The 14,615-nt window shown below is 69.0% G+C and carries 12 protein-coding genes; 8 read left to right on the plus strand and 4 right to left on the minus strand.

Going from position 1 to position 14,615, the window contains the following annotated elements:
• Nucleotides 1-31 precede the first annotated feature (31 nt).
• From CFB45_RS23360 to CFB45_RS23390, 7 genes are all read left to right on the plus strand, one after another.
• Entirely contained in the window at nt 32-787 is a 756-nt protein-coding gene (locus CFB45_RS23360) for a Crp/Fnr family transcriptional regulator (protein WP_179255093.1), read from the plus strand.
• Between the two features lie 228 nt (nt 788-1,015).
• Complete coding sequence (locus tag CFB45_RS23365) at nt 1,016-4,183, plus strand: efflux RND transporter permease subunit (protein ID WP_089427589.1); 3,168 nt, start codon at nt 1,016-1,018, stop codon at nt 4,181-4,183.
• Nucleotides 4,184-4,219: 36 nt separating this feature from the next.
• Nucleotides 4,220-5,449: an efflux RND transporter periplasmic adaptor subunit gene (locus CFB45_RS23370; protein WP_089427590.1), complete on the plus strand. Its 1,230-nt coding sequence runs from the start codon at nt 4,220-4,222 to the stop codon at nt 5,447-5,449.
• Between the two features lie 5 nt (nt 5,450-5,454).
• Nucleotides 5,455-6,975 carry an efflux transporter outer membrane subunit gene (locus tag CFB45_RS23375; protein ID WP_089429106.1) on the plus strand — a complete coding sequence of 507 codons (1,521 nt, stop codon included), beginning with the start codon at nt 5,455-5,457 and terminating at the stop codon, nt 6,973-6,975.
• Nucleotides 6,976-7,003: 28 nt separating this feature from the next.
• Nucleotides 7,004-7,699, plus strand: coding sequence for a heavy metal response regulator transcription factor (locus CFB45_RS23380; RefSeq protein WP_011355331.1), 696 nt, complete (start codon nt 7,004-7,006; stop codon nt 7,697-7,699).
• Nucleotides 7,696-9,135 (plus strand): heavy metal sensor histidine kinase, encoded by a 1,440-nt coding sequence (locus tag CFB45_RS23385; protein ID WP_089427591.1) that lies wholly within the window; start codon nt 7,696-7,698, stop codon nt 9,133-9,135. Before CFB45_RS23380 ends, CFB45_RS23385 begins: the two co-directional genes overlap by 4 nt.
• Nucleotides 9,136-9,239: 104 nt before the next feature.
• Nucleotides 9,240-9,827, plus strand: a complete 588-nt coding sequence (locus CFB45_RS23390) for a LysE family translocator (protein WP_089427592.1) — start codon at nt 9,240-9,242, stop codon at nt 9,825-9,827.
• Between the two features lie 10 nt (nt 9,828-9,837).
• On the opposite strand, the gene CFB45_RS23395 is transcribed toward CFB45_RS23390, so the two are convergent.
• Entirely contained in the window at nt 9,838-10,683 is an 846-nt protein-coding gene (locus CFB45_RS23395) for a helix-turn-helix transcriptional regulator (RefSeq protein ID WP_089427593.1), read from the minus strand.
• A gap of 175 nt (nt 10,684-10,858) precedes the next feature.
• On the opposite strand from CFB45_RS23395, the gene CFB45_RS23400 reads away from it, so the two are divergent.
• Nucleotides 10,859-11,653, plus strand: a complete 795-nt coding sequence (locus CFB45_RS23400; RefSeq protein ID WP_089427594.1) for an SDR family NAD(P)-dependent oxidoreductase — start codon at nt 10,859-10,861, stop codon at nt 11,651-11,653.
• A gap of 27 nt (nt 11,654-11,680) precedes the next feature.
• Here CFB45_RS23400 and CFB45_RS23405 read toward each other — a convergent pair whose 3' ends face one another.
• The 3 genes from CFB45_RS23405 to CFB45_RS23415 form a co-directional block, all read right to left on the minus strand.
• The gene (locus CFB45_RS23405; protein ID WP_089427595.1) at nt 11,681-12,055 is read right to left on the minus strand and encodes a hypothetical protein; all 375 of its coding nucleotides are present in this window, start codon (nt 12,053-12,055) and stop codon (nt 11,681-11,683) included.
• Nucleotides 12,056-12,269: 214 nt separating this feature from the next.
• Nucleotides 12,270-13,340, minus strand: coding sequence for an AI-2E family transporter (locus tag CFB45_RS23410; RefSeq protein WP_089427596.1), 1,071 nt, complete (start codon nt 13,338-13,340; stop codon nt 12,270-12,272).
• A 129-nt stretch (nt 13,341-13,469) separates the two neighbouring features.
• Nucleotides 13,470-14,579 carry an NADH:flavin oxidoreductase/NADH oxidase gene (locus tag CFB45_RS23415; protein ID WP_089429107.1) on the minus strand — a complete coding sequence of 370 codons (1,110 nt, stop codon included), beginning with the start codon at nt 14,577-14,579 and terminating at the stop codon, nt 13,470-13,472.
• Between the last annotated feature and the right edge of the window lie 36 nt (nt 14,580-14,615).

Here is a 14,615-nt window from a genome sequence, read left to right on the forward strand (position 1 = left end):
GCGTTATCCCTATCCTCGCAAACCCGCACCCATGCACGACCCTCTCGTTGCCTCGCCCGACGCGCCCGCCGCCCCGGCCGACACCCTTTCCGAACCGGGCCCGCTGCCAGCGCTGGCCACGCTGTTCGGCCAGTGCGCGTGGTTCCGCACGCTCGCGCCCGAGCACCAGGCGCTCGTGCTCGCGCAGTCGCGCGTCGAGCAGTGCGAGGCAGGCGCTGTGATCGCCCATCGGCTCGCGCCATCCGAATACTGGATCGGCGTGCACCGCGGGCTGCTGAAGCTCGCGATCTTCAATGCGTCCGGGCGCGGCTGCACGTTCTCCGGCGTGCCGTCGGGCGGCTGGTTCGGCGAAGGCAGCGTGATCAAGCGCGAGCTGCGCAAGTACGAGGTCGTCGCGATCCAGCGCTCGACCGTGCTGTTCGTGCCGGTCGACACGTTCCACGCGTTGCTCGACACGAGCCTGCCGTTCACGCGTTTCGTGATCCACCAGTTGAACAACCGGATGGGCGAATTCATCGCGTCGATCCAGAACAGCCGGCTGCTCGACGTCGATGCGCGCGTCGCGCAGGCGCTCGCCCAACTCTTCAACCCAGACCTGTACCCGGACACGGGCCCGTCGCTGTCGATCTCGCAGGAGGAACTGGGGATGCTCGTCGGCGTATCGCGACAGCGCATCAACCAGGCGCTGCAGCAGCTCGAGAAGCTTGGTGCGCTGCGGCTCGCGTACAACCAGATCGACGTCGTCGATCTCGGGGCGCTCGCGCGCGTCGGGATGGAGCAGATCTGAGCGCGGGCCGATGAACGGAATCGCCATCGAAGCAGCGCGCCCATCCGGTATCGCGACCGTTTTCCGGCCGTCGCGCCGCGCGGCGTTTCCTCTGCTGAATCGGCAATCGGCCGCCCCGCCCCGACCTGACAATTCCGCCAGTTTCGCGACAGTAACCCGTTCCACGCCGACGCCTATCATTCGGGTGCCCTTTACCCACGCCTGATCACCGCCCGTCCCGCTGCCTCCATGTGGATCGTCAATCTCGCGCTCAAGCGCCCCTACACGTTCATCGTGATGGCCATCATGATCGTGCTGGCCACCCCGCTTGCGCTGATGCGCACGCCGGTCGACGTGCTGCCCGCGATCAACATTCCCGTGATCAGCGTCATCTGGAATTACAGCGGCTTCTCCGCGACCGAGATGACGAACCGCATCACGTCCGTGCATGAGCGGATCCTGACGACGACCGTCAACAACATCCAGCACGTCGAATCGACGTCGTTGCCCGGCATCGCGGTCGTGAAGGTATTCCTGCAGCCGGGCGCGAACGTGCAGACGGCGATCGCGCAGACGGTCTCGTCCGCGCAGGCGATCGTGCGGCAGATGCCGCAAGGCGCGACGCCGCCGCTCGTGATCACCTATTCGGCGTCGAGCATCCCGGTGATCCAGCTCGGGCTGTCGAGCAAGACGCTCAGCGAACAGTCGCTCGCCGACATCGCGCTCAACTTCCTGCGCCCGCAGCTGATCACGGTGCCGGGCGTGCAGATCCCGTTCCCGTACGGCGGCCGCACGCGCGTGGTCGCGATCGACCTCGATCCGCAGGCGCTGCAGGCGAAGGGGCTCACGCCCGCCGACATCGTCAACGCGGTCAACGCGCAGAACCTCGTGCTGCCGACCGGCACCGCGAAGATGGGCCAGACCGAATACCGGATCGACACGAACGCCTCGGCCGACACCGTCGCCGACATCAGCAGCCTGCCGGTCCAGACCATCAACGGCGCGACGACCTACCTGCGCGAGGTGGCGTCGGTGCGCGACGGCTTCGCGCCGCAGACCAACGTCGTGCGCCAGAACGGCCAGCGCGGCGTGCTCATCTCGATCCTGAAAAGCGGCGATGCGTCGACGCTCAAGGTCGTGTCGGACCTGAAGGCGCTGCTGCCGAAGGTGATCCCGACGCTGCCCGAAGGGCTCACGATCACGCCGCTGTTCGACCAGTCGGTGTTCGTCAACGCGGCCGTCCAGGGCGTGATCCACGAGGCGCTGATCGCCGCCGTGCTGACCGCGATGATGATCCTGCTGTTCCTGGGCAACTGGCGCAGCACGCTGATCATCGCGATCTCGATTCCGCTGTCGATCTTCACGTCGCTGATCGCGCTGTCCGCGCTCGGCGAGACCATCAACATCATGACGCTCGGCGGGCTCGCGCTCGCGGTCGGGATCCTGGTCGACGATGCGACCGTCACCATCGAAAACATCGAGCGGCACCTGCATCTCGGCACGAACCTGCACGACGCGATCCTCGAAGGCGCCGGCGAGATCGCGGTGCCCGCGTTCGTGTCGACGCTGTGCATCTGTATCGTGTTCGTGCCGATGTTCTTCCTGACGGGCGTCGCGCGCTTCCTGTTCGTGCCGCTCGCGGAAGCGGTCGTGTTCGCGATGCTCGCGTCGTACGTGCTGTCGCGCACGCTGGTGCCGACGCTCGCGATGCTGCTGTTCCGCCCGCAGCAGGCGGGCACCGGCGCCGGCCATGCGACGTCGCGCTTCGCGCGCATCCATCATGCGTTCAACGCGGCGTTCGAGCGGCTGCGCGCGTGGTACATCGTGCTGCTCAGCATCCTGCTGGTGCGCCGCCGCTTCTACGCGATGTGCTTCCTCGGCTTCTGCGTGCTGTCGACGGGCCTCGTGTTCGTGCTCGGCCGCGACTTCTTCCCGAATGCGGATTCCGGCAACATCCGGCTGCACATGCGCGCGCCGACCGGCTACCGGATCGAGGAAACCGCGCGCCTCGCCGACCAGGTCGAGCGCGTGATCCGCCAAACCGTGCCGCCTGACGAACTCGGCGCGATCGTCGACAACCTCGGCCTGCCGGTGAGCGGCATCAACCTGTCGTACAGCAACGCGGGCACGATCGGCACGCTCGACGGCGAGCTGCTGATCGCGCTGAAGCCCGGCCACCGCGCGACCCAGCACTACGTGCAGACGCTGCGCCAAGTGCTGCCCGAGCGCTTCCCGGGCGTCGAGTTCTTCTTCCAGCCGTCGGACATCATCACGCAGATCCTCAACTTCGGCCAACCGGCCGCGATCGACCTGCAGGTGCTCGGCAACGATCTCGCGAGTAACATGACTATCGCGAGCAGCCTGATGAAAAAGATCAGGCAAATCCCCGGCGCCGTCGACGTGCACGTGCTGCAACGTAACGACGAACCGACCCTGCTGGCCGACATGGACCGTACGCGCATGCAGCAGCTCAATCTCTCCGCGCAGAACGTCGCGCAGAACATGCTGATCTCGCTGTCCGGCAGTTCTCAGACCACGCCGTCGTTCTGGATCAACCCGCGCACCGGGGTCCAGTACCCGCTGCAGATCCAGACCCCGCAATACAACATTTCGTCGGTCGACGACCTGCTCGGCACGCCGATCTCGGCGAGCGGCCGCACGGGCATGCCGCTGCAACTGCTCGGCAACCTCGTGCAGGTGCGCAGCACCGCGAACCCGGCCGTGATCACGCACTACAACATCCGCCCGGCGATCGACGTGTACGTGAGCGTCGAAGGCCGCGACCTCGGCGCGGTGGCCGGCGAGATCGACCGCATCGTGTCCGGTGCGCGCGCGACGCTGCCGCGCGGCACCGAGCTGACGATGCGCGGCCAGATCGAGACGATGCGCACGTCGTATATCGGCCTCGGCGCGGGCGTCGCGATGGCGATCGTGCTGGTCTACCTGCTGATCGTCGTCAATTTCCAGTCGTGGCTCGACCCGCTGATCATCATCAGCGCGATGCCGGCCGCGCTCGCCGGCATCGTCTGGATGCTGTTCATCACCGGCACCCACCTGAGCGTGCCCGCGCTGACGGGCGCGATCATGACGGTGGGCGTCGCGACCGCGAACAGCATCCTGGTCGTGTCGTTCGCGCGCCAGCGCCTCGCCGACGGCGCGCCGCCGCTCACGGCCGCGCTGGAAGCCGGCGCGACACGGATCCGGCCGGTGCTGATGACGGCGCTCGCGATGATCATCGGGATGGTGCCGATGGCGCTCGGCCTCGGCGAAGGCGCCGAGCAGAATGCGCCGCTCGGCCGCGCGGTGATCGGCGGGCTGTTGTTCGCGACCGTGTCGACCCTGCTGTTCGTGCCGCTGGTGTTCGGCGGCGTGCATGCGCGGCTGGCCCGCCGGCGTGCGCGCCAGGCCGGCCACTGACTTTCGTCCCACTACCCGGTTGATTTGGTTGAATTCATGGAAGAGAAACATCACAGCGCGGTCGGCATCCAGGTGGACGAACACGGCATGCACCTGCCGACACGGTCGTCGGTGTCGCGACGCGGGAAAATCGTCCTGATCGTGATCGGCGTGCTGCTGGCCGCCGGCGCGGCGCGCACGGTCGTCGTCAACGTGCTGAACCACAACCGGCTCGACGCGGTCGCCGAGCAGAACACGCGCCAGTACGTGACCGTCGCGCATCCGGTCGATGCGGCCACCGGCGGCAAGCTGACGCTGCCCGGCACGCTGCGCGGTTTCGTCGAGGCGCCGATCTACGCCCGCGCGAGCGGCTACGTGCTGCGCTGGCAGGCCGACATCGGCGCGCACGTGAAGCAGGGCCAGACGCTCGCCGAACTCGACACGCCCGAGCTGAACCAGGAACTCGCGCAGGCCACCGCGCAGCGCCAGCAGGCGCAAGCCGCGCTCGCGCTCGCGAAGACGTCGTTCGACCGCGCGCAGCAGTTGCGCCAGCGCGATGCCGTCTCGCAGCAGGAACTCGACGACCGGCAAGGCGCGTTCAACCAGGGCACCGCGAACCTCGCGGCGGCCGATGCCAACATGCGCCGCCTCACCGAGCTGAAAGGCTTCCAGCGGATCGCCGCGCCGATCGACGGGATCGTCACGCAGCGCAACGTCGACGTGGGCGATCTCGTCAGCTCCGGCAACGCGGGCCGCTCGCTGTTCACGGTCGTGCAGGCCGACCGGCTGCGCCTCTACGTGCAGGTGCCGCAGGCGTACGCGCAGCAGGTGAAGGTCGGCCAGCACGTGAGCGTCGCGCAGGCCGAGCTGCCGGGCCGGACCTTCGACGGGACGGTCACGCGCACGTCCGAGGCGATCGACGTCGCGACGCGCTCGCTGCAGATCGAGATCACGCTGCCGAACCCGGACGGCAAGCTGCTGCCCGGCGCGTACGTGCAGGCGACGCTGCCGATGACGCCGGTCGGCCGCCTGCAGGTGCCGGCCAATACATTGCTGTTCCGCGCCGAGGGCCCGACGGTCGCCACCGTCGACGCGAACGGCCGGGTGCGCCTGAAGCAGGTGACGGTCGTGCGCACGATCGGGCAAACGCTCGAAGTCGACGGCCTGCTCACGCCGAACGACCGCCTCGTCACGAACCCGAGCGACGCGCTCGCGAACGGCGACCCGGTGATCGTCACGGCGCCGGCCGCGAAGCCGGCCTCCGGCGCCGCGGAGGCGAAGTCGTGATCGCGCTGCGCGTCCGCCGGCGGCCTGCCGCCGTCTCCATCACGTCGGTTGCGCTCGCCGCCGCGCTCGCCGGCTGCACGGTCGGCCCCGATTACAGGCGGCCCGCTGTCGACACGCCGGCCGCGTGGCGGCTCGACCCGGCGGATGCGTACTGGCATCCGGCCGCGCCGGCCCGCGCGCCGCTCGACCCGGCATGGTGGACCGCGTTCGGCGATCCGCAGCTCGATGCGCTGGAAGCCGACGCGCTGCGCAACAACCAGAACCTGAAAGCCGTCGCCGCGCGCTACGACCAAGCGAAGGCGACCCTCGCGTCGGTCGCGTCGGCGCAGTATCCGGCCGTCGGCCTGAACGCGAGCGGCCAGCGCTTCAAGATCTCCGCCGACCGGCCGCAGACCAACTACGCGACGAAAAGCATGTCGACCGTGCAGAACGAGATCCAGGTCGGCGCGGCCGTCAGCTACGAACTCGACCTGTTCGGCCGCGTGCGGCGCAGCGTCGAATCGGCGCAGGCGACCACCGAGCAGGCCGGCGACGATTTCGCGAACGCGCGCCTGGTGTTGACCGCCAATCTCGCGTCGAGCTATTTCGCGCTGCGCGAATTCGACACCGAGATCGACGTCGTCAAGCGCTCGATCGACCTCCAGCAGAAGGCGCTCGACTACGTGAGCGCGCGCCACGACCTCGGTGCGGTGTCGGGCCTCGACCTGCTGCAGCAGCGCGCGCAGCTCGACGCAACGCGCACGCAGGCGCAGTTGCTGCTCCAGCAGCGCGTGCAGGTCGAGACCGCGATCGCGACGCTGGTCGGCACGCCGGCCCCCGCCTTCTCGATCGCGCCGCGCGTCGTGCCGATCAACGCGCCGGCGCTGCCGACCGGCCTGCCGAGCGACGTGCTGCAGCGGCGCCCCGACGTCGCGTCGGCCGAGCGCGCGATGGCCGCCGCGAATGCGCAGATCGGCGTCGCGCGCGCCGCGTATTTCCCGCGCATCACGCTGTCGCCCGATATCGGCTGGGACGCGACGCGCTTCGCCGGCCTGTTCACCGTGCCGGCGTTGCTGTGGTCGGTCGGCGGGTCGCTCAGCCAGCCGCTGTTCGAAGGCGGCAAGCTGAAGGCCGGCGTCGATTTCGCGCAGGCCGGCTATGTCGCCGCGCAGGCCAGCTACCGGCAGACCGTACTCACCGCGTTCCAGGAGGTGCAGAATGCGGTCACGGGACTGTCGGTGCTCGCCGACGCCGCGCAGCAGGCCGCCGCGGCCGTCGACGACGCGCGCAAGCTCGTGTCGCTCGCGCAGGATCGCTACGCGGGCGGCCTGACGCCGTTCATCGACGTGCTGACGGCCCAGCAGCAATTGCTGACGAGCGAGCGGCAGGCCGTGCAGATCCAGGGCCAGCGCGCGGCGCTCGTCGTGTTTCTCGCGAAGGCGCTGGGCGGCGGCTGGGATGGCCAAGCCGCGGGCGACCCCGCGCCGGCCGAGGTCGCCACGGCAGCGCCGGTGCCAGCCCCGGCCGCGGCGCGCCCCAGCCCTTAACCGGATTACCCGGACAACGGATTCGAACATGAAAGTCCTGATCGTCGAAGACGAACCGAAAGTCGTTGAATACCTGAAGAGCGGCCTGACCGAGGAAGGCTGGGTCGTCGACACCGCGCTCGACGGCGAGGACGGCGCGTGGAAAGCCGTCGAATTCGACTACGACGTGGTCGTGCTCGACGTGATGCTGCCGAAGCTGGACGGCTTCGGCGTGCTGCGTGCACTGCGCGCGCAGAAGCAGACGCCCGTCATCATGCTGACCGCGCGCGACCGCGTCGACGACCGCGTGCGGGGCTTGCGCGGCGGCGCCGACGACTACCTGACCAAGCCGTTTTCGTTCCTCGAGCTGATCGAGCGGCTGCGCGCGCTGACGCGCCGCGCCCGCGTGCAGGAATCGACGCTGATCTCGATCGGCGACCTGCGCGTCGACCTGATCGGCCGCCGTGCCACGCGCGACGGCACGCGCCTTGACCTGACCGCGCAGGAATTCCAGCTGCTCGGCGTGCTCGCGCGGCGCAGCGGCGAGGTGCTGTCGAAGACGACCATCGCCGAACTCGTGTGGGACGTGAACTTCGACAGCAACGCGAACGTCGTCGAAACGGCGATCAAGCGCCTGCGCGCGAAACTCGACGGCCCGTTCACGGACAAGCTGCTGCACACGATCCGCGGCATGGGCTACGTGCTCGAGGCGCGCGAGGACGGCGACACCGAGAGGCCGGCATGAAACGCTCGATCGTCCTGCGGCTGTCGGCGATGTTCGGCATCGTGTCGCTGCTCGTGTTCACGCTGGTGGGCTGCGGGCTGTTCGTGATGATGGAGCGCCAGCTGTTCGCCGAGCTGCGCGCGACGCTCGATACGCGCACCAAGGTCGCCGAGATGATCGTGTCGCATGCGACCACGGCCATGCGCGGGCGTCTCATGCAGGAAAAGCTCGCCGACCTCGAACCGCCCGACGGCTCGACGCACTACCAGGTCGACAGCCCGAATCCGGATTTCCGCTTCGGCACGCCCGTCGACGGCGTGCCCGTCGGCGCACCGTTCGGCGCGTTCCAGCGTTATGCGTTGAACCACAGCACCTACGACGTGATGACGAAGACCGTCATGGTGGCCGGCAACGGCGAGCGGCCGGTGCTGAAGCTGACCGTCGCCAGCTCGTGCGAGCGCACGCAGCGGATGCTGCGCCGCTTCGGCTGGACGCTCGCCGGGCTGATCACGATCGCCACGATCATCACGCTGCTGCTGAGCCGCGCGGTGGCCCGCTTCGGGCTCGCGCCGCTCGACCGGCTGTCGCAGGACGCCTCGGCGATCAGCCTCGCGAATCGCCGCCAGCGGCTGCAGACCGACGCGCTGCCGCCCGAGCTGCGCGACCTCGCCACGTCATTCAACGGAGCGCTCGACCGCATCCAGCAAACCTACGCGCGGCTCGAGGCGTTCAACGCGGACGTCGCGCACGAGCTGCGCACGCCGGTCAGCATCCTGATCGGCCAGACCCAGGTCGCGCTGACCAGCCGCGACCGCACGGTCGAGCGGATGGAGCGGACGCTGCAGTCGAACCTCGAGGAATTCGAGCGGCTGCGCGTGATCATCAACGACATGCTGTTCCTGTCGCGCAGCGACCGCGGCGAACGCGCGACCGACCTGAAGGACGTGTCGCTCGCCGACGAAGTGCGGCGCATGCTCGACTTCCTCGAAATCCCGCTCGACGAAGCGCAGTTGCGCGCCGAGCTGCACGGCGATGCGCGCGCAGCCGTCGATCCGTCGCTGTTCCGCCGTGCGATGACGAACCTGCTGATCAACGCGATCCAGCATTCGGCGCCCGGCGCGACTGTCAGCGTGACGATCGTGCGTCGCGACACGCTCGTCGAAATGTCCGTCGCGAACCCCGGCGAGCCGATCGACCCGGCGCGGCGTTCGCACGTGTTCGAGCGCTTCTACCGGCTCGAGGAAGCCCGCGCGAACAGCAAGGAGAACCACGGGCTCGGGCTGTCGATCGTCAAGGCCGTCGCCGAGATGCACGGCGGCAGCGTATTCGTCGCGTGCTCGGGCGGCATCAATACGTTCGGCTTCTCGGTCTCGACGAAACCCTGCGCCGGGGGCCCGCTGCCCCCGGCCGACCGGCACGAGACCCGGCCGGCGCACGCGCCGAGCGCGCTGCACTGACGGCGGCCGCGCGGCCGCCCGACGAGGGCAGTTTTCTTCAATACGGGCCCGCGCGGCGCCCGTAGTCTCGATGCGACTTTCGACCTTTCGCATGGAGACACCCAATGAGCATGCTGGTTTCGATGGCCGCGTTCGCGCTCGCCTCGTCGATCACCCCCGGCCCCGTCAACATCGTCGCGCTCAGTGCCGGCGCCCGCCACGGCCTCGGCGCGAGCCTGCGCTATGCGGCCGGCGCGACGCTCGGCTTCGTCGCGCTGTTCCTGCTGATCGGCCTCGGGCTGCACGCGGCGCTCGCGCGCTGGCCGGTGCTGACCACTGTCACGCAATGGTCGGGGATCGCGTTCCTGCTGTATATGGCGCTGCGGCTCGCGCTCGACGACGGCCGGCTGTCGGCCGACCCGGACGTGGCCGGCCCGTCGGCGGCGGCCGGTGCGGCGATGCAATGGCTGAATCCGAAGGCGTGGCTCGCGTGCGTGGCCGCGATGGGCGCTTATGCGGCCGATGGCGACCGCACGCAGGTCTGGCAGTTCGCCGCGCTGTATCTGGTGATCTGTTTCGCGTCGATCGCGTGCTGGTCGTATGCGGGCGCGTCGCTGCGGCACCGGCTCGCGAACACGCGGCACATGCGCGTGTTCAACCGGCTGATGGCGCTGCTGCTCGCGGGCAGCGCACTCTTCCTGCTCGACGTGTAGCGCTTGCCGTTCAGCTCGTCGCGCTGCGGTACTGACCAGGCGTCGCCGCCGCGATCCGCCGGAACGCGCGCTGGAAATGCGCCTGGTCGGCGAAGCCCGCGTCCAGCGCGACGTCGGCGATCGGCCGGCCGCGGCGCAGCTCCGTGCGGCCGTACTGCACGCGGCGATCGATCAGGAACGCATGCGGCGTCATCCCGTAGCGGGCGTTGAACGCGCGGATCAGGTATGACGGCGACAGATCGGCCGCCGCGCAGATCGCATCGAGCGTGACGCCCTCGCGGCAATGCGCGGCGATGTAGTCGGCCGCGCGCGCGAGCCGGGCGTTGTCGTCCCCGGCGCGCGGGCCGGGCAGGTCGCGATCGAGCGCGCCGTGCAGCGCCGTGAAGAACTCGACCGCCGCGCTCTCCTTGCCGAGCGGATCGACGCCGGGTGCGACGAGCGTGCGGTAGAAGCCGCCAAATTGCGCGAACAGGTCGTGCCGCTCCGTCAACTTCTGCGAAAAGCCGTGAAAATCGCTGTTCGGATCGCGGCCCAGTGAATGCTGAAGCCGCGCGAGCCACGGCACGTCGACATAGACCATCCGGTACGCCCATGCGTCGGGGCCGTACGGATTGCACGCATGCACCTGTTCCGGATCGATGATCACGAGCACGCCGCGCCCGACGTGCGCGTTCGTCGGGCCGTTCACGTACGTGCTCGTGCCGCCGACGATCGCGCCCACCGAAAACGTGTCGTGCGTGTGCTTCGCGTAACAGATCGCGCGGCCGTCGTCGACGGTGCGCGCCTCGATGAACGGCAGCGCGGCGTCACGCCAGAACGGCGACGGGACGACGGATCGGTTGGCGGTACGGCTCACGCGGCGGGCTCCCGGTTCGGATGGCGAACGCTCACCGTACAAGACTGTGCGGCGCCGCGCAACCGGATCGGCGGATTGCAGCTTCAATACCGGATCGCGCCGTTTCGCCTAAGCTTTGAATTCCGTCCGCCGCGGCACTCGCAGCGATTCCGTTCATTCCTCTCCCGTCACGCACATGCATATCGATCTGAAAGGCAAGACCGCGGTCGTCACCGCCTCCACCGCCGGCATCGGGCTCGCGATCGCCGAAGGGCTCGCACGCGCCGGCGCGCGCGTCGTCGTCAATGGCCGCAGTGATGCATCGGTGCAGTCCGCGCTCAAACACCTGCGCGCCGCCCTCCCCGATGCAGACTTCGACGGCGTCGCGGCCGACCTGTCCGATGCCGCCGGCGTTGCGCGCGTCACGCAGCACACGAGCGCGGCCGACATCCTCGTCAACAATGCGGGCATCTACGGCCTGAAGGCGTTCTTCGACATCGACGACGCCGAATGGGAACATTACTTCCAGATGAACGTGATGTCCGGCGTGCGCCTCGCGCGGCATTACCTGAAGGGGATGATCGAACGCAATGCCGGGCGCATCGTGTTCATTTCGTCGGAATCCGGCCTGAACATCCCGGTCGACATGATTCACTACGGTTTCACGAAAACCGCGCAGCTGTCGATCGCCCGCGGCCTCGCGAAGCTCGCGGCCGGCACGAACGTGACGGTCAACTCGGTGCTGCCGGGGCCGACGATGTCGGACGGCGTGCGGGCGCTGCTGAAGGAAACGGCCGACGAAACCGGCCGCAGTGTCGAGGACGTGGCCGTGGATTTCGTGCGCAACCACCGCTCGAGCTCGATCATCCAGCGGCCGGCGACGCCGGAGGAAGTCGCGAATCTGGTCGTCTACGTGTGCTCGCCGCTCGCGTCGGCAACGACGGGCGCCGCGTTGCGGGTGGACGGCGGCGTGGTCGACACGATCGCCTGACGGCAGGCGGGCACGGCCGCCGCCGCGCTAGCGCGACGCGGCCTTGCCCGGCTGGAGCGTGCCCTTGCGGTCGGCGTTCATGCAGGAATCGAAGCCGTATTGCGTGACGACGCCGGCCCGGTCGAACACGACGAAATACTCGCGGTGATCGTTGCCGTGCTCGATGAAGTAGTTGTAGCAGACACCGTTGCCGCTGCGGACCATCCAGACACTGCGCGGATTGCCGGCGGCCCGGACGACATCGGCGCGCGTCGCGCCGTGCCGCGACGCGGCCCTCGCGAGCGGCGTGCGCGAATACGAGAATGGCAGCCACGCGTCGAACCACGCGCAACCGTGCAACATCAGGCAGCTGGCGGCCAGCGACAGCGTCGCTGCGGGACGGGACATCGAAATCAATCGCATGCTTGGTGAAATCTGCTGCGCCATGCCGGCGTGATCGAAAGCGCCATGCTACTCGACCTTTGGGTCCGGATCGAAAAGAAATGTAGAGATCTTTATCCGAATCCTTGCATTGCATGCTCCAGCACCCGCCTGATCGGCGCCCGTCGTGGCGGCCGATGCGCGCGTGAACACGCATCGGTACCGCCGCTTCATGCCGCCGCCCCGGCGCGCAGCGTCATGCAATCCACTCGGCCCACAGCATCGTCAGCACCGTCATCAGCGCGGGGCCGACGAACAGCCCGATCAGGCCGAACGTCTCGGCGCCGCCGAGGATGCCGAACAGCACGAGCAGGAACGGCAGCCGCGCGGAACTGCCGATCAGCACCGGCCGCACGAAGTGCTCGGCGACGAACACGACGACGAACCCGAGCACGGCCACGACGATGGCCCACATGGTCGCGCCCTGCACGAACAGCCAGAGCGCGGCGCCGCAGAACACGACGGGCGCGCAGAACGGCAGCATCGCGGCAATGGCCGTGACGAGGCCGAGCAGCGCCGCATGCGGGACGCCGGCCAGCGCATACGCGATACCGAGCAGCGCGCCCTCGCCGAGCCCGACGACGACGAGCCCCGTCACCGTGCCGAACACGGCCGCGACCATCCGCTCGATCAGCTCCGCGCCGCTGCGCCCGAACGCGCGCCGTGCGCCCTGCAGCAGCGCCCCCGACAGCTTGTGGCCGGCGCGCAGGATCACGAACAGCGTGACGAGCATGAAGCCGAATTCGAGCAGCGCGTGCGCGAGCTTGGTGCCGAACTGCCGGCCGAACGCGAGGAATTTCTCGCTGTTGACGCTGTGCATCGCGGTGGCCGCATGCAGCGGATGGGCGAGGTTGGCCTGCCACCATTCGGTGATCTGCGCCGCGCCGTAAGGCACCCGGGCGACCACGTCCGGCACAGGGATGCCGTTGTCCTGGATCGTGCGCAGCCACTCGCGCAGGTCATGCACCTGGCCGATCGCCTGGGTCGCCGCGACGGCCACCGGCAGCACGACCAGCAACGAGATCGCCGCCGTGATGACGAGCGCGATGAGTGTCGGGCGGTTGCGGAACAGCCGGTGCGATTCGAAGCGCTTCAGCATCGGCCACATCGCGATGGCGATCACGCAGGCCCACGCGATGGCGGGAATGAAATCGCGGATCACCCACAGCGCGATCACCAGCAGCGCCGCAACCAGCACGGCGCGGGAAACCTGCTGCGTGCGCGGCCGTGCGGCGGGCTCGGGAGACGACGGGACATGTGCGCCCATGGCACCTCTGTCGAAATGAAAAAAATGGCGGTTCGCGCAGGCAACCGGCCTGCGCGAACCGCCATTCTATCCATCGGCGCCGGATCGGCGGCGCATGGGATGCGCGCGCCGCCCCGGTGCCCCGCCCGCTCAGGCCACCTTGTCGGCGCTCCGGTAACGCTCGAGCCAGTGCGCGTACGGTGCGGGCAGCGTCCACGACGGACGCTCGACGCCGAGTTGCTTGGCCGCGTAGTACGGCCAGTGCGGGTCGGCCAGATGCGCGCGGCCGACCATCACGAGATCGAGCTGCTCCTCAGCCACCACGCGGTTCGCGAGTTGCGGCGTGTCGATCCCCCACGCGGACGACACCGGCAGCCCGGCCTCGCGGCGCACGCGTTCGGCGATCGGCGCGAGGAACGCCGGGCCCCACGGGATCTGCGCGTCGGGCGTCGAGAAACCGATCGACACGCTCAGCATGTCGAGCCCTTCCCGCTTCAGCCGCTGCGTGAGCGCGATCGACTCGGCGAGCGTCTCCTCGTCGCGGCCGTCGTACTCGATCACGCCGAAGCGCGCGGTCAACGGCAGATGCTCCGGCCACACCTTGCGCACGGCCGCCAGCGTCTCGACGAGGAAGCGGCCGCGGTTCTCGGCCGAGCCGCCGTATTCGTCGTCGCGCTGGTTCGCATGCACCGAGAAGAAGCTCTGGCCGAGATAGCCGTGCGCGAAGTGCAGTTCGAGCCATTCGAAGCCCAGGTCGCGCGCGCGCTTCGCCGCCGCAACGAAGTCGGCCTGCACGCGTGCGATGTCGTCGCGCGTCATCGCGCGCGGCGTCTTCGGCAGGTGCGCGCCGAACGGCACGGCCGACGGCGCGATGGTTTGCCAGCCGCGCGGATCGCCGTCGGCGATATGGTCGTCGCCTTCCCACGGACGGTTCGCGCTCGCCTTGCGGCCCGCGTGCGCGATCTGGATGCCGGGCACCGCGCCGGCCGCCTTGATCGCCGCGACCGACGGCGCGAACGCTTCGGCCTGCGCATCGTTCCACAGCCCCGCGCAGCCCGGCGTGATGCGCCCTTCCGGCGACACCGCCGTCGCCTCGGCGATCACGAGGCCCGCACCGCCACGCGCGATGCCGGCCAGATGCACGTGATGCCAGTCGTTGACGACGCCGTCCTCGGCGACGTACTGGCACATCGGCGGCACCGCGATGCGGTTGCGCAGCGTGACATCCTTGAGTTTGAACGGTTCGAACAGGGCAGACATCCACGGCTCCTTTGCTTGGTTCTGCAAAACGACGGG

The sequence above is a fragment of the Burkholderia sp. HI2500 genome (genome assembly GCF_002223055.1).
Classification (GTDB): Bacteria; Pseudomonadota; Gammaproteobacteria; order Burkholderiales; family Burkholderiaceae; genus Burkholderia.